18 protein-coding genes and 1 pseudogene are annotated in these 20,453 nt (G+C 70.8%); 11 read left to right on the forward strand and 8 right to left on the reverse strand.

The genetic code is table 11. The features are described 5' to 3' along the window. Window positions 1–127, forward strand: a pseudogene (locus AIIKEEIJ_RS09920) (acetyl-CoA C-acyltransferase); the annotation flags it as partial. 605 nt (window positions 128–732) lie between these two features. On the opposite strand, the gene AIIKEEIJ_RS09925 reads toward AIIKEEIJ_RS09920, so the two are convergent. After that, complete coding sequence (locus tag AIIKEEIJ_RS09925) at window positions 733–1,470, reverse strand: UTRA domain-containing protein (protein ID WP_161995556.1); 738 nt, start codon at window positions 1,468–1,470, stop codon at window positions 733–735. A gap of 196 nt (window positions 1,471–1,666) precedes the next feature. Here AIIKEEIJ_RS09925 and iolC point away from each other — a divergent pair, with 196 nt between their 5' ends. The 7 genes from iolC to AIIKEEIJ_RS09960 are packed head-to-tail and all read left to right on the forward strand — an operon-like array spanning window position 1,667 to window position 9,302. Next, entirely contained in the window at window positions 1,667–2,653 is a 987-nt protein-coding gene (gene iolC / locus AIIKEEIJ_RS09930; RefSeq protein WP_161995557.1) for a 5-dehydro-2-deoxygluconokinase, read from the forward strand. Further along, window positions 2,646–3,548, forward strand: coding sequence for a Cgl0159 family (beta/alpha)8-fold protein (locus tag AIIKEEIJ_RS09935; protein ID WP_006937913.1), 903 nt, complete (start codon window positions 2,646–2,648; stop codon window positions 3,546–3,548). The genes iolC and AIIKEEIJ_RS09935 overlap by 8 nt, the downstream gene beginning before the upstream one ends. 5 nt (window positions 3,549–3,553) lie before the next feature. Further along, entirely contained in the window at window positions 3,554–4,447 is an 894-nt protein-coding gene (gene iolB, locus AIIKEEIJ_RS09940) for a 5-deoxy-glucuronate isomerase (protein WP_161995558.1), read from the forward strand. 4 nt (window positions 4,448–4,451) lie between these two features. Next, window positions 4,452–6,467 carry a 3D-(3,5/4)-trihydroxycyclohexane-1,2-dione acylhydrolase (decyclizing) gene (gene iolD / locus AIIKEEIJ_RS09945; RefSeq protein WP_161995559.1) on the forward strand — a complete coding sequence of 672 codons (2,016 nt, stop codon included), beginning with the start codon at window positions 4,452–4,454 and terminating at the stop codon, window positions 6,465–6,467. 28 nt (window positions 6,468–6,495) lie between these two features. Beyond that, a complete protein-coding gene (locus tag AIIKEEIJ_RS09950) occupies window positions 6,496–7,401 on the forward strand; it encodes a TIM barrel protein (protein WP_161995560.1) in 906 nt (301 codons plus the stop codon). A gap of 21 nt (window positions 7,402–7,422) precedes the next feature. Continuing rightward, window positions 7,423–8,463, forward strand: coding sequence for a Gfo/Idh/MocA family protein (locus tag AIIKEEIJ_RS09955; protein ID WP_006937906.1), 1,041 nt, complete (start codon window positions 7,423–7,425; stop codon window positions 8,461–8,463). A 5-nt stretch (window positions 8,464–8,468) separates the two neighbouring features. Next, complete coding sequence (locus tag AIIKEEIJ_RS09960) at window positions 8,469–9,302, forward strand: TIM barrel protein (protein ID WP_161995561.1); 834 nt, start codon at window positions 8,469–8,471, stop codon at window positions 9,300–9,302. Window positions 9,303–9,504: 202 nt separating this feature from the next. Here the strand turns inward: AIIKEEIJ_RS09960 and AIIKEEIJ_RS09965 are convergent, their stop codons facing one another. The 4 genes from AIIKEEIJ_RS09965 to AIIKEEIJ_RS09980 all read right to left on the reverse strand — a co-directional run bounded on the left by AIIKEEIJ_RS09965 (window position 9,505) and on the right by AIIKEEIJ_RS09980 (window position 13,533). Then, a complete protein-coding gene (locus tag AIIKEEIJ_RS09965) occupies window positions 9,505–10,161 on the reverse strand; it encodes a GntR family transcriptional regulator (protein ID WP_065923032.1) in 657 nt (218 codons plus the stop codon). 104 nt (window positions 10,162–10,265) lie between these two features. Continuing rightward, complete coding sequence (locus AIIKEEIJ_RS09970; RefSeq protein WP_161995562.1) at window positions 10,266–11,255, reverse strand: transketolase C-terminal domain-containing protein; 990 nt, start codon at window positions 11,253–11,255, stop codon at window positions 10,266–10,268. Beyond that, complete coding sequence (locus AIIKEEIJ_RS09975; RefSeq protein ID WP_006937900.1) at window positions 11,252–12,136, reverse strand: transketolase; 885 nt, start codon at window positions 12,134–12,136, stop codon at window positions 11,252–11,254. The genes AIIKEEIJ_RS09970 and AIIKEEIJ_RS09975 overlap by 4 nt, the downstream gene beginning before the upstream one ends. Continuing rightward, on the reverse strand, window positions 12,133–13,533 hold the full coding sequence (locus tag AIIKEEIJ_RS09980) for an MFS transporter (protein WP_161995563.1): 1,401 nt from the start codon (window positions 13,531–13,533) through the stop codon (window positions 12,133–12,135). The genes AIIKEEIJ_RS09975 and AIIKEEIJ_RS09980 overlap by 4 nt, the downstream gene beginning before the upstream one ends. 186 nt (window positions 13,534–13,719) lie before the next feature. Here AIIKEEIJ_RS09980 and AIIKEEIJ_RS09985 point away from each other — a divergent pair, with 186 nt between their 5' ends. From AIIKEEIJ_RS09985 to AIIKEEIJ_RS09995, 3 genes are all read left to right on the forward strand, one after another. Further along, window positions 13,720–14,544, forward strand: a complete 825-nt coding sequence (locus tag AIIKEEIJ_RS09985) for a TIM barrel protein (protein ID WP_161995564.1) — start codon at window positions 13,720–13,722, stop codon at window positions 14,542–14,544. 32 nt (window positions 14,545–14,576) lie between these two features. Further along, complete coding sequence (locus AIIKEEIJ_RS09990) at window positions 14,577–15,350, forward strand: SDR family NAD(P)-dependent oxidoreductase (protein ID WP_006937897.1); 774 nt, start codon at window positions 14,577–14,579, stop codon at window positions 15,348–15,350. Between the two features lie 131 nt (window positions 15,351–15,481). Further along, complete coding sequence (locus AIIKEEIJ_RS09995; protein ID WP_161995565.1) at window positions 15,482–15,802, forward strand: WhiB family transcriptional regulator; 321 nt, start codon at window positions 15,482–15,484, stop codon at window positions 15,800–15,802. Window positions 15,803–15,938: 136 nt separating this feature from the next. On the opposite strand, the gene AIIKEEIJ_RS10000 is transcribed toward AIIKEEIJ_RS09995, so the two are convergent. The 3 genes from AIIKEEIJ_RS10000 to AIIKEEIJ_RS10010 all read right to left on the reverse strand — a co-directional run bounded on the left by AIIKEEIJ_RS10000 (window position 15,939) and on the right by AIIKEEIJ_RS10010 (window position 20,338). Continuing rightward, entirely contained in the window at window positions 15,939–16,739 is an 801-nt protein-coding gene (locus tag AIIKEEIJ_RS10000) for an alpha/beta fold hydrolase (protein ID WP_006937895.1), read from the reverse strand. Window positions 16,740–16,847: 108 nt separating this feature from the next. Beyond that, window positions 16,848–18,614: an ABC transporter transmembrane domain-containing protein gene (locus AIIKEEIJ_RS10005; RefSeq protein ID WP_161995566.1), complete on the reverse strand. Its 1,767-nt coding sequence runs from the start codon at window positions 18,612–18,614 to the stop codon at window positions 16,848–16,850. After that, window positions 18,611–20,338, reverse strand: a complete 1,728-nt coding sequence (locus AIIKEEIJ_RS10010) for an ABC transporter transmembrane domain-containing protein (protein WP_051359166.1) — start codon at window positions 20,336–20,338, stop codon at window positions 18,611–18,613. Before AIIKEEIJ_RS10010 ends, AIIKEEIJ_RS10005 begins: the two co-directional genes overlap by 4 nt. Window positions 20,339–20,453 lie beyond the last annotated feature (115 nt).

Genomic DNA, 20,453 nt, shown 5'->3' on the forward strand with positions numbered 1-20,453 from the left:
CGGGGCCCGGATCGTGCTGCACCTGGCGCTCGAACTGGCCCGCCGCGGCGGCGGTGTCGGGGCCGCGGCCCTGTGCGGCGGCGGCGGCCAGGGCGACGCCCTCATCGTCCGCGTCCCCAAGGCGTAGGACCCGCGACCTCGAGGATCCGTCGAGGACCGTCACGTTCGGGCGGAGGCGACACGATCGCCTCCGCCCGAACGCGTGTCCGGGGACCCTGTCGCGCGCCGGCCGGGGCGCGACGCGGTCGACCGGGTATGCGGGACAGAGCTTGAAGTGCGAATGTCCCCTCGCTCCGAGATAAGGCGGCGGCCAGCGCGTCCGGGTTGGCGAGGATGAGGGCGATCCCGTCGCTGTCGCTGTCGGATTCGACCTCGGTGTGCGCATGCCCCCAGGCCCGAACAGGAATCGAAAGATACTGTTCGGCAACGGTTCCGAACGTCATCGGTGAACCCGCTCGGGAGCCGAACCGGTCACCGCGGCACCGAGCGCGCGGGACATCCGCGCACTCTCGAACACCGTCGGTGCCCGTAGCAGAGCCAGGACGACGGAGGCGAGCGAGTACTCCGCGCCGGCGGGCAGGTGCCGCACAGCCCCCGCTGCCCCGCACACGGTGACGGTCAGCGCGGCGACCGCGACTGCGATGCCGGCGCCGCGAGCGTGAGGAGATGCGCCGAGATTGCCGCGTTCACCACGACGGCCGCGACGACATCACGAGAGGCGCCCGCGGGTTCTCAGCGGTCGACGACGGTGGTGTCGAAGTGGTAGCGCGACGCGCGGTAGCAGTGACTACCGAACTCCACGGCGGTTCCCGAGTCGTCGTACGCGGTGCGGTTCATGGTGAGCAGGGGCGCGCCCGTCTTCTCGTCGAGCAGGCCGGCCTCCTCGCGGGTGGCCGCTCGCGCTCCGATGCGCTGGCGGGCCAGCCGGATGTGCACGCCGCGCGCACGAAGCGACTGATAGAGGCCGTGATCCTCGAGTTCCTCCGCATCCGGCGCGATCGCGACCGGGAGGTGGTTGTTCATGATCGCCAGCGGTTCCCCGTTGGTACACCGCAGCCGGCGGATCGACACCACCTCCGCGTCCGGCCCGAGATTGAGTTCGAGCGCGACCTCCTCGGCCGGAGGGCCCACCCGATAGTCGAGGAGCTTCGTGGTGGGGGTCTGCCCCGCGCGGGCGAGGTCGTCGAACAGGCTGGTCAGCTCCACGGGACGGTGGACGGGACTCTGGACGACCTGCGTGCCGACCCCGCGCTTGCGTACCAGCAGACCCTTGTCGACGAGTTCCTGGATGGCGCGCCGGGTGGTCGGGCGGGACAGATTGAGCCGCTGCGCCAGCGCGAGCTCGTTCTCGAACCGGTCGCCGGGGGCGAGATCCCCACCGAGGATGGCCTTTTCGATGGCCTGGGCAAGCTGGAAGTACAGCGGTACCGGGCTCGAACGGTCGAGCTCGACTGCGAGCTGTGCACTCACGGACCACTCCGATCTCCAGCGAGGCGGCCCGGCGGACCGCGGATTCAGCTGAAGTGTATGCGAACACGGACATACGCTTGATTGCAAGTCAATATGTCAGGACAAAATATTGACATGCGCTGGTGACATGGCGCACAGTTTCTGTGGACGCCGCGATCCCCGCGGACTGCCACCATCATCTTTCGGGAGTGCAGCCTTGACCACCACGCAGACGCAGACCGAGCGCCCGCTGGACGTGCTCGCCATCGGACGCAGCGGCGTCGACATCTACCCGCTCCAGACCGGCGTCGGACTGGAGGACGTGTCGACCTTCGGCAAGTTTCTCGGCGGCAGCGCCGCGAACGTGGCCGTTGCCGCGGCCCGGCTCGGGCGCAGCAGCGCCCTGATTTCCGGGATCGGCGCCGACCCGTTCGGCCGGTTCGTCCGCGCCGAACTCGAGCGGCTCGGCGTCCGGACCCGGCACCTGATCACCGACGGCCGCTACCCCACCCCGGTCACCTTCTGTGAGATCTTCCCGCCCGACGACTTCCCGCTCTACTTCTACCGCCGTCCGTCGGCTCCCGATCTGCAGATCCAGCCCGAACACCTCGACCTCGAGGCCGTCCGCACCGCGCGGCTGTTCTGGGCGACGGTGACCGGACTGTCCGAAGAGCCCAGCCGCAGTGCACATTTCGCCGCCTGGGAGGCGCGCGGCCGAATCCGGCACACGGTCCTCGACCTGGACTACCGGCCGATGTTCTGGGATTCCCCGGCGGCCGCCACCGAGCAGGTCCAGCGGGCACTGCAGCACGTCACCGTCGCCGTCGGCAATCGTGAGGAGTGCGAGATCGCCGTCGGCGAGACCAATGCGCACCGCGCGGCCGACGCCCTGCTCGACCTCGGCGTCGAGCTCGCGATCGTCAAGCAGGGCCCGAAAGGCGTGCTCGGCAAGACCCGCTCGCAGTCGGTGACCGTCGCGCCCAACCCCGTGGACGTCGTCAACGGCCTCGGTGCGGGCGACGCGTTCGGCGGCTCGCTGATCAACGGACTGCTCGCCGGGTGGCCGCTCGAGAAGACCCTGCGCTACGCCAACGCCGCAGGCGCCATCGTGGCCTCCCGCCTCGAATGCTCCACCGCCATGCCCACCGCGGACGAGGTCGCCCACCTCGCCGACGCGACCGCCACGGAGGCCGTCGATGTCTGAGAATTCCACCCTGCCGTCGACCCCGCCCCAGCGGACCTACGGCGAGATCACCGAGCTGCGCGCCGAGGATCCGGGCGCCATCGAACGGGCCTGGGCCGCGCGGGCCACCCGGCCCGCGACGCGCGGCGACGGGCGCCTGATGATCGTCGCCGCCGACCACCCCGCCCGCGGCGCCCTGGCCGTCGGCGACCGGCCCACCGCCATGAACAGCCGCACCGACCTGCTCGACCGGCTCCGCACCGCGCTGGCGGACCCGGGCGTCGACGGCGTGCTCGCCACCTCCGACATCCTCGACGACCTCGTGCTGCTCGGCGCGCTCGAGGACAAGGTGGTCTTCTCCTCGATGAACCGTGGCGGGCTCGCCGGCGCCACCTTCGAATTCGACGACCGGATGACCGGCGCGACCGCCGCGTCGACCGCCCGGTACCGCATGAACGGCGCGAAGATGCTCTGCCGGGTGGCGCTCGACGATCCCGGCACCCTGTCGATGATGACCGAGTGTGCCCGGGCCGTCGACGAACTCGCCGACCACGGCCTGATCGCTATGCTCGAGCCGTTCCTCTCCCGGCGCGTCGACGGCAAGGTCCGCAACGACCTGTCGCCCGACGCGGTCATCAAGTCGATCCACATCCTGCAGGGCATCGGATCCACCTCCGCCTACACCTGGATGAAGCTGCCCGTGGTCGACGAGATGGAGCGGGTCATGGACGCCACCACGCTGCCGACCCTGCTGCTCGGCGGGGACCCCAGCGATCCCGACGCCGCCTTCGCCGCCTGGGAGAAGGCGCTGGGCCTGCCGTCCGTGCGCGGCCTCGTCGTCGGGCGCACCCTGCTGTACCCGCACGACGACGACGTCGCCGGCGCCGTCGCGACCGCCGTCTCGCTGGTGCGGTGAGCGCCGTGAACAGCAAGTACTACCTGCCCGCCCGCTCCACCGGCGAGGCCCCGTTCACCGTGGCCGTCACCCCCGAGACTGCCGGGTGGTCCGAATCCAGCCTGTGGGTCGTCGAACTCGGCCCCGGCGAGCACGTCGAGCACCGGTCCGGCGACGACGAGATCCTCGTCGTACCGCTGTCCGGCTCCGCCGAGGTGCGCTGCGCCGACGAGACGGTGACGCTCGCCGGCCGCCGGAGCGTCTTCGACGGCCCCACCGACTTCGCCTACGTCGGCGTCGACAGCTCCTTCCGGGTCGCGAGCGCGGCCGGTGGCCGCTTCGCGCTCTGCGGTGCCCGCGCCACCCGCCGGATGCCGTTCCGGTATGTCCCGGCCGCCGACGTTCCCGTCGAACTGCGCGGCGCGGGCAACTGCAGCCGTCAGGTGCACAACTTCGGCACCGCGGATGTCTTCGACGCCGACTCGATCATCGCGTGCGAGGTCATCACCCCGGGCGGCAACTGGTCGTCCTACCCCGCCCACAAGCACGACGAGAACACCGACGCCGAGTCCGAGCTCGAGGAGATCTACTACTTCGAGATCGACGAAGGCGAGACGGGCACACCAGGATTCGGTTTCCACCGGGTCTACGGCACGCCCGAGCGGCCGATCGAGGTGCTCGAGGAGGTCCGCAGCGGCGACGTCGTGCTCGTCCCGCACGGCTACCACGGCCCGTCCATCGCGGCCCCCGGCTACCACATGTACTACCTCAACGTGATGGCCGGACCCGGCCCCGAACGGGCCTGGCGCATCTGCGACGACCCCGCCCACACCTGGCTCCGCACCAGCTGGGAACACCAGGAGATCGATCCCCGACTGCCGCTCCACACCGGCCGCCCGCCCCAGAGCTCAGGAGAGTAGACCAGTGGCGCCCATCAACTCCGACCGCGACGGCGCGGTCACCGGAATCCGCACGCCGGACACCGAGCAGACCGTGCGCCTGACCGTGGCGCAGGCGACCGTGCGGTTCCTCGCCGCCCAGCACGTCGAACGCGACGGCGAGCGCACCCCGTTCTTCGCCGGCTGCTTCGGCATCTTCGGACACGGCAACGTCGCCGGCCTCGGCCAGGCTCTGCTGCAGGCCGAGACCGAGGACCTCGACGCCGGGCGCGAGCCCTCCCTGCCGTACGTGCTCGGCCGCAACGAACAGGCCATGGTGCACAGCGCCGTCGCCTACACCCGCATGAAGGACCGCCTCCAGGCCTGGGCCGTGACCGCATCCGTCGGACCGGGCTCGACCAACATGGTCACCGGTGCCGCCCTCGCGACGATCAACCGCCTGCCCGTGCTGCTCCTGCCGGCGGACACGTTCGCCACCCGTGCCAGCGCTCCGGTCCTGCAGGAACTCGAACGTCCCGATTCCGGGGACGTCACCGTCAACGACTGCTTCCGTCCGGTGTCGCGCTTCTTCGACCGGGTCTGGCGGCCGGAGCAGCTGCCCGCGGCCCTGCTCGGCGCGATGCGGGTCCTCACCGACCCGGTCGAGACCGGCACCGCCACCGTCGCGATCCCGCAGGACGTGCAGGCGGAGGCGTTCGACTGGCCGGTGTCCCTGTTCGCCGAACGGACCTGGCACGTGGGCCGCCCGCTGCCCGAGCGCGCAGCGCTGGCCCGTGCGGCCGAGGCGATCCGGTCGGCGCGCCGGCCGTTGATCGTCGCCGGTGGCGGCGTCGTCTACAGCCGCGCGACGGACGCGCTGGCGCGGTTCTGCGAGCGCACCGGGATTCCGGTCGGGCAGAGCCAGGCCGGAAAGGGCTCGCTGCCCTACGACCACCCGCAGTCGGTGGGAGCGATCGGCTCGACCGGCACCACCGCCGCCAACGCCCTGGCCGCCGAGGCCGACCTGGTGATCGGGATCGGCACCCGCTACAGCGATTTCACCTCCGCGTCCCGCACCGCGTTCACCGACCCCGACGTGCGGTTCGTCAACATCAACGTGACGTCGTTCGATGCGGTCAAGCAGGGCGCCGTCGGCGTGGTCGCCGACGCCCGCGAGACGATCGAGGCACTCGACGAGGCGCTGGCGGGCTACGCCGTCTCCGACGGCTACCGCGCCCTCGTCGCGCAGCTCGCCGCCGACTGGGAGGCGACCGTCGACGCCGTCTACTCCCCCGGCGTGCACGGCACGAACGTCGCGACGGGTGCCGAAGCCCTCACCCAGAACGAGGTCATCGGGCTCGTCAACGCCATCTCGGAACCGCGGGACGTCGTGGTGTGCGCCGCCGGGTCGATGCCCGGCGACCTGCACAAGCTGTGGCGCACCCGGGATCCCAAGGGCTACCACGTGGAATACGGCTACTCGTGCATGGGATACGAGGTCGCCGGCGGACTCGGCGTCGCGATGGCATGCCCCGACCGGGATGTCTTCGTGATGGTCGGGGACGGCTCCTACCTGATGATGGCCACCGAACTCGTCACCGCCGTGCAGGAGGGCGTGAAGGTGATCGTGGTGCTGGTGCAGAACCATGGATTCGCCTCCATCGGCTCGCTGTCGGAATCGCTCGGCTCGCAGCGCTTCGGCACCTCGTACCGCTACCGCAGCGACCGGGGCCGGCTGGACGGCGGCGTGCTGCCGGTGGATCTGGCGGCCAACGCCGCCAGCCTCGGCGTGGACGTCCTGCGGGCGACGACCGCCGCGGAGTTCGCCGACGCCCTCGAGGCCGCGAAGGCGTCCGACCGCGCCACCGTCGTCCACGTGGAGACGGACCCGCTCATCGGCGCACCCGACAGCGAATCCTGGTGGGACGTACCCGTATCGGAGACCTCGACGCTCGAGTCCACACAGCAGGCCCGCGAGGTGTACGAGACGTGGAAGAAGGTCCAGCGTCCCTACCTGCGCCCGTCCGAACCCGCGCCCGAATCGTCCTCCACCGACAACTGACCCCCACCGAGAGAAGGACACCCACCACATGAGCACCATCCGCGTCGGCTCCGCTCCCGACTCCTGGGGCGTCTGGTTCCCGGACGACCCGCAGCAGACGCCCTACACCCGTTTCCTCGACGAGGTGGCGGCGGCCGGCTACCGGTGGATCGAACTCGGCCCCTACGGCTATCTGCCCACCGAGCCGCAGCAGCTCACCGACGAGCTCGCGGCCCGCGACCTGAAGCTCTCTGCCGGCACGGTGTTCGAGCACCTCCACCAGGACGACTCCTGGGACGCGGTGTGGTCCCAGATCGAGGACGTCGCCCAGCTCACCGCCGCGGTGGGCGGCACCCACGTCGTGGTGATCCCGGAGATGTGGCGGCATCCCGCGACCGGCGAGGTGCTCGAGGACCGCAACCTGACGCCGGAGCAGTGGCGCAAGAAGACCGGCGGCATGAACGAGCTCGGCAAGGCCATGTTCGAGAAGTACGGCGTGCGTGCCCAGTACCATCCGCACGCCGACAGCCACGTCGACACGGAAGAGAACGTCTACCGGTTCCTCGACGGCACCGATCCCGAGTTCGTCAACCTGTGCCTCGACACCGGCCACATCAGCTACTGCGGCGGCGACAACCTGGCGATCATCGCCAAGCACCCCGACCGGATCGGCTACCTGCACCTCAAGCAGGTCGATCCCGAGGTCCGCGCCAAGGTCGAGGCCGAGGACCTGCCGTTCGGCGAAGCCGTGCGCCTCGGCGCGATGACCGAACCGCCACGCGGCATCCCGGACATGCCGCCCCTGCTCGAGGCGGTCGAGCAGCTCGGGATCGACGTGTTCGCCATCGTCGAGCAGGACATGTACCCCTGCCCGGTCGACGCCCCGCTGCCGATCGCACAGCGCACCCGAAAGTACCTGGGGTCCTGCGGGATTCCAGCCGTCCGCTTCGCCTGAGTACGTCAGGAGCCACCGAGAATGTCCGACAACACCGATCTCCGCATCGCCGTGCTCGGCGTCGGCATGATGGGCGCCGACCACGTCGCCCGCATCACCGACCGCATCAGCGGCGCGCGCGTCACCGTGATCAACGACTACCTCACCGAGAAGGCCGAGCAGGTCGCCGCCACCGTGCCCGGCGCCCGCGTCGTCGCCGATCCGCTCGACGCGATCGCCGCCGACGACGTGGATGCCGTCGTGCTCGCCACCCCGGGACCCACGCACGAGAAGCAGCTGCTCGCCTGCCTCGACGCCGGCAAGCCCGTCATGTGCGAGAAGCCCCTGACCACCGACGCCGCGACGTCCCTCGAGATCGTCAAGCGCGAGGCCCAGCTCGGCAGGAAGCTGATCCAGGTCGGGTTCATGCGCCGGTTCGACGCGGAGTACGAACAGCTCAAGGCCGCCCTCGTCGCGGGCGAGCTGGGGCAGCCGCTCGTGATGCACTGCGCGCACCGCAACCCTGCGGTCCCGCCGTACTTCGACAGCGCGATGATCGTCAAGGATTCGATCGTGCACGAGGTCGACGTCACCCGGTTCCTGTTCGCCGAGGAGATCACCTCCGTGCAGATCATCAGGCCGACGGCCAACACGCTCTCCGGCTCCGATCTGCAGGATCCGCAGATCGCCATCTTCACCACCGAGACCGGCCGCCACGTCGACGTCGAGGCGTTCGTCACCACCGGCCTGGCGTACGAGGTGCGCACCGAGGTCGTCGGCGAGCTCGGCTCCGCGATGATCGGCCTGGACGTGGGACTGGTCCGCAAGACCCGCCCCGGCGTCTGGGGCGGCACCATCACGCCGGACTTCCGGGTGCGTTTCGGTGCCGCCTACGACGCCGAGATCCAGCGCTGGGTGCACGCGGTACGGTCGGGCGCCGAGACCGGCAGCTACGTCGACGGTCCCGGCGCCTGGGACGGCTACGCCGCCGCGGCGGTGTGCGAGGCCGGCGTCCGTTCGCTCGAGACCGGTGAGCGGGTCGCCGTGGACATGGTGGACCGCGCGTCCGTCCCGGGAGCGTGACCGCCGTGAAGATCGCCCTGGATCCCACCCCGTTCCACCACTCCCACTCGCTGCTCGAACTGCCCGGGATCGCCGCCGAACTCGGCTACGAATACCTGCAACTGACCCCGCACGTGGACATGATCCCGTTCTTCAACCACCCGAAGGCGGACGACGCGCTGGTGGCCAAGTTCCGCAAGGCGTGCGCCGACGCGGGCGTCGGCATCGCCTCCGTGCTCCCCGTGCTGCGCTGGTCCGGTCCGGACGAGGATGCGCGTGAAGCCGCGGTGCGGTACTGGAAGCGCGCCATCCAGATCACGGTCGACCTGGGTGTGAACGTGATGAACACCGAATTCTCGGGCCGGCCGGAGAAGGCCGAGGAGTCCGAGCGGGCGTTCTACCGGTCGATGGAGGAACTCGTCCCGATCATCGAACGCGAGGGCATCGACGTCCGGATCGACCCGCACCCGGACGACTTCGTGGAGGACGGACTGGCCGCCATCCGGATGATCCGCGGTATCAATTCGAAGAACTTCGGACTGGTGTACGTCGCCTGCCACACCTATCACATGGGCGGCAACATGCTGGAGATCATGCGGACCGCCGGCGGCATGCTCCGCCTGGTGCACGTCGCGGACACGATGGACCATCACGCCTCGCACGGCCTTCGCTACATCACCAATCCCCCCGGCAACGCGGTCCGTGTCCACCAGCACCTGAAGATCGGCGACGGCGACGTCGACTGGGACGAGTTCTTCGGGGGCCTCGCCGAGATCGGTTTCTACGACCGTGACGACACCGTGATGGAGGGAAGAGTCTGCAGATGTAATCCGAGCGGTTTAGCACGTGCTAATCCGTAGGGACGACCCTCACACATAGCCCCGGTATATGTCAAGACATATGCCCATATTCATCACCCGCGCGCACAGGACAGGCCGCCGGCGCGCCCCTCGTCGCGGGGATGCGTCGGCGGCCTGTCGAAGCGCGGGGACCACTCCACCCCCCGAACGGGCGCGGAGAAGCGCCACGACGGCCGGACCGGCGGCACCGGAGGGAAACCGGCTACGAAACGAGGTTGGCTGCAGCCCATTTCATATGGGAACGCACGGCGGCGGCCGCTTCGTCGGAGTCGCCGGTTTCGATGGCGTCGACGATGGCGCTGTGCCGTCCGACGTCCATGTTGCCGACAGCCTTTTCCAGGCCGGCGAACATGATGGACATGCGGATCGACCCTTCGAGGGACTGCCACGAGTGCATCAGTGTCTCGTTGCCGGTCAGACGGCAGAGGATGCGGTGGAAGTTCAGATCCGCCTCGATGCGCGCATCGAGATCGTGCTCGGCACGCGCCATGATGTCGAGCGCCGCGCGCAGGGCCGGGACCACGGTGGAGCGGTCGGGAAGCTCGGCGAGCTCCCGGACCGCGAGGGCTTCGAGGGCCGCGCGGACGGCGAAGATGTCGCGGATCTCCTTGGCGTCGAGGTGGCGCACGTAGAGCCGGCCCCGGGCGCCGGCGGAGATCAGGCCTTCCTGCTGGAGCTGGCGCATGGCCTCGCGCAAGGTGCCGCGGCTGATCTGGAGCATCTCGGACAGCTCGGTTTCGACGAGCGGGCTGCTGGGGGCGAGGGCGCCGCTGGTGATCGCGCTGCGCAGAGCCGCGACGGCCTGCTGGCGCAAACTGGTCTTCTCCAGTCCGAGCAGCGCGGCAGGTTGTGCGGCCATTGATGCCTCCAGGCGGTGTCAGCGGGCGACTGTCGACAGCAGTCTGTCGACAATGATACGGGCCCGCGCCGGCGGCGGCGCGGGCCCGTCCACACTGCGTCAGCTCAGCTCAGCTCGTCCAGGACGCGGGCGACGATGCGGTCGGTGCTCAGGCCGTAACGATCGTGCAGCGTCGGCAGGGCACCGGCGTCGAGGAAGCGGTCGGGCAGCGCGATCGGGGTGATCTTCCGGCCCAGGCCCGCCCCGGCGGCGGCAGCGGCCACCGTTTCGAACAGCCCTCCGACGACCGTGTGATTCTCGAGGGTGACCACGAGGCGGTCCGTGTCGATCTCGGCGAGCACGGTGGCGGCGTCGAACGGTTTGATCGTCGGGGTGTGGACCACGGCGACATCGACGTTGTGCCGGGACAGCTCCTGCGCCGCCTGCAGTGCCCGCATGGTCATCAGGCCGCTGGCGACGAAGACCACGTCGTTGCCGTCGCGCAGTACCTTGGCCTTGCCGAGCTCGAAGGTGTAGTCGTACTCGTCGAGGACGGTGGCGACCTTGCCGCGCAGCAATCGCAGATAGGTCGGCCCCTCGTAGGCGGCCAGTTGTGGTACCGCCTGCTCGATGTCGACCGAGTCGCACGGGTCGACGATCGTCAGGTTGGGCATGCCCCGGAAGATGGCGATGTCCTCGGTGGCCTGGTGGCTCGGGCCGTAGCCGGTGGTCAGGCCGGGCAGGCCGCCGACGATGTTGACGTTGAGGTTCGGTTCGGCGATGTCCAGGCACAGGAAGTCGTAGGCGCGACGGGCGGCGAACACCGAGTAGGTCGAGGCGAACGGCACCAGTCCGGTTTCGGCCATGCCGGCGGCGGCGCCGAGCAGCAGCTGCTCGGCCATGCCCATCTGGAAGAAGCGGTCCGGGAACGCCTCGGCGAAGATGTGCATGTCGGTGTACTTGGCCAGATCCGCGGACAGTCCGACGATCTTGTCGTTCTCCCGTGCCGCCGCGACCAGTGCGTGGCCGAACGGCGCGGCGGTCGTCTTCTGGCCGGGGTCGACGAAGGAGGCGATCATCGCCGACGTCTTGAGCTTGGGGGCGGTGGTGGTCATCGAGCATCCTCGAGGTCGTATCCGGCGGTCAACTGGTCGCGGCAGATCTGCCATTCGTGCTCGTCGATGCGCATGAAGTGGGCCTTCTCCCTGGTCTCCAGCAACGGCACGCCCTTGCCGACTCGCGTGTCGCACAGGACGACCGCCGGCGCGCCGCGCACGGCGGCACCGGCCGCGGCCTCGTCGAAGGCGCCGAGCAGGGCGCCGGTGTCGTTGCCGTCGACGCGGTAGGTGCGCCAGCCGCAGGCGGTCCACTTGTCGTGCACGGGTTCGGTGCTCAGTACCCCGGCGGTCGGGCCGTCGGCCTGCAGGGCGTTGATGTCGACCATCGCGATCAGGTTGCCGAGCTGGTGGTGGTGCGCGCTCATCGCCGCTTCCCAGGTCGAACCTTCGTCGAGCTCACCGTCGGACAGGAAGTTGAACACCCGTGCCTGCGAGTCCTGGTGGCGCAGACCCAGGGCCATTCCCACGGCGATGGGGAGACCGTGCCCGAGCGAGCCTCCGGAGATCTCCATGCCGGGGGTGTAGGTCGACATACCCGACATCGGGAGGCGGGAATCGTCCGAGCCGTACGTCAGCAGTTCGTCGCGGGGAACGATCCCGGCCTCGGCGAGCGCTGCGTACAGGCCGATGGCGTAGTGGCCGGTCGAGAGCAGGAACCGGTCGCGGCCGGCCCAGTCCGGGTCGTCGGCACGGAACCGGAGGTGCTCCGCGTAGACGGTGGCCAGGATGTCGGCCGCGCCGAGGGCCTGTCCGACGTAGCCCTGGCCCTGTTCCTGGCCCATGTCGAGCACATTGTGCCTGAGACGGTAGGCGAACTCGTCGACGGCGGCGAGGCGGCGGTCGCGATGGACGGCGCCGGCGTGCGCAGTGGTGGTCACAGCAGTTCCTTTTCCTTGGTGCTCGATGCCGTCCCGGACCGGTGGCGCAGCGTTGCGCCGCCGGGGCCGGAGGCGTGTTCTTCTGAGCGGGTGGCCTCGTCGGCGAGGCGACGTTCGGCCGCACCCCAGGTCTCCCGGGTGAGCAGGGCGGTGATCAAGCCGATCAGCCCGAAGGCACTGAACAGCAGGGCCGGGCCGACCCAGCCGAGAGAGACGTAGAGCAGGGTGGTGACGAACGGGGTGAAGCCGGAGACCATGGCCGAGATCTGGTAGGCCAGGGAGGCGCCCGACGCGCGCCGCGCCGCCTGGAACAGTTCGGGGAACCAGGCACCCTGGGCGCCGGCGAGGGCGTTCTGGCACACCGCGTAGGCGATGACGATCGTGGCGACGATCAGGACGAACAGGCCGGTGTTGACCAGCAGGAACATCGGCACGCCGAACAGGGCGGCGAAGGCGCACACACCCAGGTACACCGGGCGCCGCCCGATGCGGTCCGTCAGGGCGGCCCAGGCGAAGGTGGCGACGATGCCGATCGCGGAGGCGACGCACAGCGCCAGGAGCGTTTCGGATTTTCCGGCCAGGTCGTTGGTGTGCAGGTAGGAGATCATGTAGGTGATCGAGACGGCGTATCCGGCGGTTTCGGCGACCCGCAGCCCGATGCCGCGCAGGATGTCGCGCCAGTCCTTCCTGATCGACTCGAGCACCGGGGCCGCGGCGATCTCGCCGCTGTCCTTGACGTCTTCGAAGACCGGCGACTCGGGCACCTTGGACCGGATGATCAGGCCCACGGCAACCAGGACGATGCTGGCGAGGAACGGTACGCGCCACGCCCAGTCACCGTCGAGGTGCACGCTGAAGAGAAAGACGAGATTCGCCAGCAGCAGTCCGACCGGGAAGCCGGCCTGGACGATGCCGGTGTAGCGGCCCTTGGCCTTCCAGGGGGCGTGTTCGTAGCTCATCAGGATCGCCCCGCCCCACTCGGCGCCGAAGGCCAGACCCTGGACGATCCGCACCGTCACCAGCAGGGCCGGGGCGACGAGTCCGACCTGGGTGTAGGTCGGTAGCAGGCCGATCGCGAACGTGGCCAGGCCCATGACGATGAGGGAGGCGACCAGGACGGGCTTGCGCCCGATCCTGTCCCCAAGGTGTCCGCCGAGGATGCCGCCGAGGGGCCTGGCCGCGAATCCGACACCGAGGGTGGCGAAGGCAGCGAGGGTACCGATGACCGGATCGCCGCTGGGAAAGAAGGCGGTACCGAAGTACAGGGCAGCGGCGGTGCCGAAGCCGATGAAGTCGTAGGTCTCGATGACCGCCCCTACCGAGGAGCCGATCGCGACGCGTTTCGCGTCTTTCGTGCCGTGGACGGGACCACGCATCCGGAGAGCATCGGTGCTCATGAACATCTCCTCTTCGAACCGGGAGGACCGGTGGGGATCGGGCAGTGGATGTCGACTGTCAACAGTGTGCACCGAGTGTGACCGCCACCACCAGCTCCTGTCAACCGTCAATCTTCGACCGTTGACTGTTGACAGTGAATCGTTCTACCGTGGTCCCCATCACCCCGCTTCCTCGAAGGAGTTCTCGTGGTCCACGACCGGCTCGGCTGCTCGTCGATCAGCTTCCGTCACCTCGCGCTGAGCGACGCGCTCTCCACCATCGCCGAACTCGGGTTCGCCGAGATCGATCTCGGAGCCCTGCCGGGAGTGTGCGACCACGTCCCCTTCGGGCTCGACACCGCCGGCGTCGAACAGGTGACCAAGGAGGTGGCCGCGTCGGGCCTGCGCGTGCGCAGCGTCAACGGCGACATCGGCGACCTCAACCTGCCCCTGACCCCGGCACAGCGCGACGAGCGGAGACGTCACCTCGATCGGCTGCTCACCCTCACCGCCGGTGTCGGGGCCCGGGCGCTGGTCCTGCCGTGCGGAGCCCTCGACCACACCCCGGTCCGGTCATTGGACGAGGACCTCGATGCCGTTGCCGCCCAATTGGAGTGGGCAGCCGACACGGCCCACACGTTCGGCGTGGCCCTGTGGACCGAGTCGTTGCACGTGTACCGGTTGTGCTGCGACACCGCACGTGCCACGCAACTGACCGCCCGACTCTCCCCCGAGATCGGGATCGTGATGGACTTCAGCCACATCGTCGCTTCCGGCGGCGACCCGGTCGGCTTCGTCGACCTGTTCGGCCATCGCATCACCCATGTGCACCTGCGCGACGCCGTCCCGGGGAACATCAATCTCGGCATCGGCAACGGCGCCGCCGATTTCGCCGCCGGCATCGACGCCCTCACCGCCTTCGGATACGCGGGCCACTTCAGCCTCGAACTCGAAACCCGCGACATCACCGACGCGCAGCGCCCCGCCGGCACCGCGGAGGCGGCCCGCCTCATCTCCCCCCTCATTCCCTGACCCAGCCATCAACAGCCATCGAGGAGAAACCCATGTCTTCCACCCAGCGCACCGCCGTCGTCACCGGCGCCACCTCCGAGCGCGGCATCGGCATCGCCACCGCCCGCCGCTACGCCGAAGACGGCTGGGCCGTCGTCGTCCTCGACCTGGACGGTGAAAAGTCCGCCAAGGTCGCCGCGGAGATCGGCAGCGACTACTCCGTCCCGGCGTTCGGCCACGACATCGACGTCGCCGACGAGGCCTCCGTCCAGCGCGCGCACGACGCCGTCGCCGCCGAAGTCGCCGCAGGAACCCTCCCGCCCGTCGGGGCCCTCGCCAACATCGCGGGCATCACGTCACCGGTGCCGTTCCTCGACACCACCCTCGAACTGTGGAACAAGGTCATGGCCGTCAACGCCACCGGCACCTACCTGGTGACCCGCGCCTTCCTGCCGGCGATGATCGACAACGGCTGGGGCCGGATCGTCAACATGTCGTCCGTCTCCGCCCAGCGCGGCGGCGGCGTCTTCGGCAAGGTCCCCTACTCCTCCGCCAAGGCCGCCGTCCTCGGCTTCACCAAGTCCCTCGCCCGCGAACTCGGAGACACCGGAGTGACCGTCAACGCCGTCACCCCCGGAGCGGTCGACACCGGCATCCGGGTGGGCAGTACCCCCGAGCAGGAAGCCGCCATCTGCCGCGACATCCCGCTCGGCCGCACCGCCGGCACCCGCGAAGTGGCCTCGGTCATCACGTTCCTCTCCTCCGAGGACGCCGCATACCTCACCGGCACCACTGTCGACATCAACGGCGGCAGCCACATGCACTGACCGCCGGGATCCGTGCCCGGACAGGTTCACAACTACCGACAGACACGACCCCGCACCTCCTCACCGCGCACTCGGCAGGGAGACCGTGCACTGCACGACAGTGCGGTGTCGACTCGCACCCACCGACGACCATGAGCACACCGCCCGCCCGCGCCTCCGCGGAACTCGCCGTGCCGTCCCGCGACGAGCGGGAGGACTGGACCGGCCGCGCCGACTGCCGGTTCGTCGAGCCGTCCGTGTTCTTCGGCCCGGACGACGAGCCACGCGGTGCCCGCCTACGACGGGAACGCACCGCGAAACAGATCTGCCACACCTGCCCGGTCCGAATCCCGTGCCGTGCTTATGCACTCGACAGCCGGCAGAGGTACGGCGTCTGGGGCGGCACCACCGAAGCGGAACGCCGAGCCCGGCACCCCGCCCTCCCGGCAGGCGTCCCGCCGGAACCGAGGTGACACGATCACCTCTTTCACCCGTGAACCGGTGACACCGAACCCGTGTCACCGGTTCACGAGTCCGCCACCGCCCACGAAGCACCTCGGTCGTGCGGCGGAATGCCGTGGCGGCGAGCGAAACCCGGCACGGCGAGGTTCAGCTCGCCAGGAACTCCAGCAGCACCTTGTTCACGGCCTCCGGCTGCTCGAGGTAGCCGTAGTGCCCGGCGTCCGGGATCTCCTGGTAGCTCGCGCCGGGGATCGCGTCGGCGACCTCCCGCGACAGGTACGCCGGGATCATCCGGTCGTCGGCGAAACCGACGGCCAGGCACGGCACCCGCACCGCCCGGTAGGCCGCGCGACGGTCGAACTCGCGGTCCATTCCCAGCTGCGCCCGCACGCCCGGCGACGTCTTGCCGCCGGTGAACTCGAACACGTCGAGCCAGTCCCGCGCGGTGTGCGGGTCGGCCAGCGACGCCGGCGACAGGTTCATCACGGCCGTGACCGCCGCCCGGTACTTCGGGGGCAGCTCGACACGGCTGTCGTACAGCTGCCGCTCGCCCTCGGTCAGGGTGAGCTGGAACTGGTCCATGCGCGCGTGCCCGGCCAGGAACACCGCCTTGCGCACCAGGTCCGGGCGCGCCAGCGTCAGCTCCTGTGCGACACGCGCGCCCATCGAGGTGCCCACCACGTACGCGGGACCGCCGAGCAGCTCGATCAGTCCGGCGGTGTCGGCCACCAGGTCGTCGATGGTCATGCCGCCGAGGCTCTCCCCCGACGGCGCGATGCCGCGGTTGTCGAAGGTGGCGACGCGGTAGCCGGCCTGGACCAGAGCGGGGACCTGGTGCAGGTCCCAGACCCGGCCGGGGCTGCCCGTCCCCATGATCAGCACGACGAGGTCGCCGGTCCCCTTGACCTGGTAGTTCAGCGGGATGCCGTTGATTGTCGCGATGGGCATGAAAACCTTCCTGAGGTGGGTGGCACGGGTGCGGCCGTACGGCCGCACGGGCACAACGGACCGATCCACACTACCCTGCACCGCAGGTCGCGGCCCTGGCAGCACATCTCAGCCGCCGGCCTGCCAGGCCCGCCACAGCCGCGCATAGCGGCCCCCGGCGGCGACGAGCGCCGCGTGCGGTCCCTCCTCGACGACCCGGCCCGCCTCGAGCACGACGACCCGGTCCGCCGCCGCGGCCTGCGTCAGCCGATGCGCCACGACCAGGGCGGTGCGTCCCCGCGTCACGACGGCCGCGGCCGCTTCGAGGGCCCGTGCGCCCGCGCTGCCGGCCTCCGCGGTCGCCTCGTCGAGCACCACCACCGGTGGATCGGCGATCAGCACCCGCGCCAGCGCGAGCTGCTGGGCCTGGGCCGCGGTCAGGGGATGTCCGCCCTCGCCGACGACCGTGTGCAGGCCGTCGCCGAGCGCGCGGACCCACTCGCCGGCCCCGACCGCGTCGAGTGCCGCTTCCACCTCGTCCGCGGTGGCGCCGGGCCTGGCCAGCCGCACGTCGTCGAGCAATGGCCCGGCGAACACGTGCACCTCCTGGCTGACGATCACGACGCTGCGACGCAGCCGCGGTCCGAGTTCGCCGAGCGACCGGCCGTCGATACGGACCTCCCCCGAGGCGGGCGTGACGACGCCGGCCGCGGCCGCGGCGACCGTCGACTTCCCGGCGCCGGTCGACCCGACCAGGGCCACCGTCTCCCCCGGCCCGACCTTCAGGTCCACGCCGTGCAGGACCTCCGGCCCGTGCAGGTACCGGTGCCGCACCCCGGCCAGTTCCAGCGCCGGCGGACCGTCGCGTCGGACGTCGCGCGGAGCGTCGCGCTCCGGCGGCTGCGCCGGGAGCTCGGCGACGCCCACGAGGCGCGCCAGGCTGGCGCCCGCGGACTGGACGTCGTCGAAGGTGAAGAGCAGGAGCCCGAGCGGCGAGAACAGGCGGTGGAACAGCAGTGCCGCCGCGGTGGCCTCGCCGACGGTCACCGCATCCGCCCGCACCAGCACGAACCCGGCGACGAGAAGCGCCGAGAGACCGACGAATTCGGCCCGGTTGGCGCGGCCCGCGAACCGGGTGAACAGGCCGAACACGCCGACGGTGAGGTCGCGGGCGCGGCCCGACGCGGCGTCGATGCCGGACAGGTGGGCCGGGTCGAGCCCGTAGGCGCGGACGGTGCGCACACCGTGCATGCTGCTGACGAGTGCCTGCGACCGTTCTCCCATCGCCACCCGCTCCGCGGCGTACAGCGGCGCCGACCGGGGCAGGTACCAGCGCAGGGCGAGCGCATACAGCGGCAGCGCGACGAGCCCGGCGAGCCCGAGCCGCCAGTCGATCCCGACCATGGCCGCGACGCTGACCACCACCAGCATCAGCGCCGCCACCAGCTGCGGCACCACCGAGACCAGCGCCTTTGCCAGCACCGCGACGTCGTCGCCGACACGGGAGAGGACGTCGCCGTGCCCGGCACGTTCGACGGTCTCGGTGGGCAGGCGCAGCACCCGCGCCAGGACCGTCTCGCGCAGCCGGGCCAGCACCGTCTCGCCCAGTCGCGCAACGAGGTGCAGGCCGGCGCCGTCGAGCACCCCGCCGACGACCGCCGCGGCTGCGATCAGCGCGACGACCCACCCGAGCGTGGCCATCGGCGCCTGTTCGCGCACCCGGTCGACGAGGATGCCGAGGACGCGCACCGGCACCACGGAGGCCACCGCGGCCCCGACGGACACCGCCACTGTGAGCGCGACCCGGCCCGGCGCGGCGCGCAGCTGCGCCCCCAGGCAGCGCCACGACCGTCCGGCGGAGGCGATCGGCAACAGCTCGGACTCGTGCGCCGTCATCGCAGCACCGCCGCCCGGTAGGTGGGGTGTGTGGCGGCCAGTTCGGCGTGGGTGCCGGCGGCGACAATCCTGCCGTCGTCGACCACGACCACGCGGTCGGCGACGGCGAGCAGCGCCGGGCTCGAGGTGATGACGACGGTCGTGTGCTCGCCCCCGTCGTGCCGGACGCGCGCGATCCCCTCCGCGACGGCCTGCTCGGTGACGGCGTCGACGGCGGTGGTCGGCTCGTGCAGCACCAGTACCGGGGCGCGCCGCGCCAGCGCCCGCGCCAGCGCCACCCGCTGTCGCTGCCCGCCGGACAGGCTGCTGCCGCGGTCGACGATCCGCTGGTCGAGACCGTCGGGATGGGTGTCGGCGACCTGCCCGGCGGCGGAGGCGCGGAGCACCTCCGGGGGTATGCCCCCGGACGGGTCGCACATGCCCGCGGTGATGTTGCCGGCGAGCGTGCCGGCGAACAGGTCGCTGTGGTGCGGTTCGGCGAGGACGGTCCGGCGTGCGGCGACGGGGTCGAGCGCGCCGAGTGGGACTCCCCCGACGGTCAGCTCGCCGCGGACGTCCTCCGGCGGCACCTGCCCGGACAGCACGTCGGCGAGGGCCTCCGCGTCCTGCGGCCGGTGGGCGAGGACACCGAGCAGTTCCCCCGGCGCGACGGTCAGGTCCATCCCGCGCAGCGACCGGTAGCCGAGTCCGCGCAACACGAGGCGGCCGTCCGACGGTGTCCCGGTTCCGGCCGGCAGCAGCGGCGGCGCGTGCAGCACCAGCGACAGCCGGTCGGCGGAGGCGCGGGACGCGGCCCACGACGACGGCAGGGCGGCGAGCGTCCCGAGGGGTTCGACGACGAACTGGGCCAGGCCCACGACGGTGATGAGCTCGCCGACCGAGATCCGGCCGGCGAGCGCGGCCCAGCCCGCGACGCCCGCGACCGCGACGGACAGCAGCGCGCTCACCGCCGCCGAGGTGCCGGTGTAGACGCCGGCGGCGCGGGTCGCGCGGAGCGTCGCGGCGAGCGCGTCCGCGCTGGCCTCCCGGTAGCGGCGGGCGGCGGCCGGCTCGGCACCGAGGCCCCGCAGCGGTCGGAGCCCCGTGACGAGATCGGTCGCCAGGCCCGACGCCCGCGCCACCGCCTCCTGCTGTGCGGTCATCCGCCGGGTCAGCAGCGGGGTGGCGCGGTCGAGCGCGACGAGGATCGCAGGCGTGCCCAGCAGCACCAGCAGACCGAGGGGGACGTCGACGAGCAGCAGCGCCACCGCGGCCCCGGCCACCGCGGTGATCGCCGCGGCGGTGGCGGGCACCACGTGCAGGATCTGCGCGGCCCGCCCGGCGTCGGTGGTCGCCACCGCCAGGAGTTCCCCGATGCGCAGGGAGGTGCGCACCCCGCGCGGATCGAGGATCCGGCGCGCCACCGTGACCCGCAGCCGGTGCGACTCGGCCTCGATCGCCGCGACGAGCCGGCGCGCGCCGAAACGCCACGAGTAGGTGAGCACGACGAACAACGCGGCCAGGCCCGCGAGGGCGACGACCAGCGTCGGGACGTCGCCGCTGGTGACCGGTCCGTCGATGATCGCCCCGATCGCGACGGGGACGAGGGTCTCCATGACTTGGTGCAGCGAGACCAGCGCGGTGCCGATCGCCAGCGCGACCCGCTGGTTCGCAATCGTGTGCCGCAGCAGCCGCAGACCCGGCTCCTTCCCCTGATCGATCCGGCGAGCACCGTCGCTGCTCATGCCTCCCACCACACGAAACTCTCCGTTCCCCGTCTCCGCTCCCAGAAGTGAGCCAACCCTAACTCGTGGAGCGGCTGGCGTCGGAGTCGCCGGTTCTCATAGAGTCGCACTACGA

It is taken from the genome of Rhodococcus sp. YH1 (assembly GCF_009939605.1).
Taxonomy (GTDB): Bacteria; Actinomycetota; Actinomycetes; order Mycobacteriales; family Mycobacteriaceae; genus Rhodococcus; species Rhodococcus aetherivorans.

What these genes read in the sequence shown, in the direction of transcription:
- AIIKEEIJ_RS09980 (WP_161995563.1), bottom strand. Translation starts at nt 13,533, where the DNA reads ATGAGCACCGATGCTCTCCGGATGCGTGGTCCCGTCCACGGCACGAAA.
- AIIKEEIJ_RS09970 (WP_161995562.1), bottom strand. Translation starts at nt 11,255, where the DNA reads ATGACCACCACCGCCCCCAAGCTCAAGACGTCGGCGATGATCGCCTCC.
- AIIKEEIJ_RS10010 (WP_051359166.1), bottom strand. Translation starts at nt 20,338, where the DNA reads ATGAGCAGCGACGGTGCTCGCCGGATCGATCAGGGGAAGGAGCCGGGT.
- AIIKEEIJ_RS09995 (WP_161995565.1), top strand. Translation starts at nt 15,482, where the DNA reads ATGAGCACACCGCCCGCCCGCGCCTCCGCGGAACTCGCCGTGCCGTCC.
- AIIKEEIJ_RS09950 (WP_161995560.1), top strand. Translation starts at nt 6,496, where the DNA reads ATGAGCACCATCCGCGTCGGCTCCGCTCCCGACTCCTGGGGCGTCTGG.
- AIIKEEIJ_RS09990 (WP_006937897.1), top strand. Translation starts at nt 14,577, where the DNA reads ATGTCTTCCACCCAGCGCACCGCCGTCGTCACCGGCGCCACCTCCGAG.
- AIIKEEIJ_RS09935 (WP_006937913.1), top strand. Translation starts at nt 2,646, where the DNA reads ATGTCTGAGAATTCCACCCTGCCGTCGACCCCGCCCCAGCGGACCTAC.
- AIIKEEIJ_RS09955 (WP_006937906.1), top strand. Translation starts at nt 7,423, where the DNA reads ATGTCCGACAACACCGATCTCCGCATCGCCGTGCTCGGCGTCGGCATG.
- AIIKEEIJ_RS10005 (WP_161995566.1), bottom strand. Translation starts at nt 18,614, where the DNA reads ATGACGGCGCACGAGTCCGAGCTGTTGCCGATCGCCTCCGCCGGACGG.
- AIIKEEIJ_RS09965 (WP_065923032.1), bottom strand. Translation starts at nt 10,161, where the DNA reads ATGGCCGCACAACCTGCCGCGCTGCTCGGACTGGAGAAGACCAGTTTG.
- AIIKEEIJ_RS10000 (WP_006937895.1), bottom strand. Translation starts at nt 16,739, where the DNA reads ATGCCCATCGCGACAATCAACGGCATCCCGCTGAACTACCAGGTCAAG.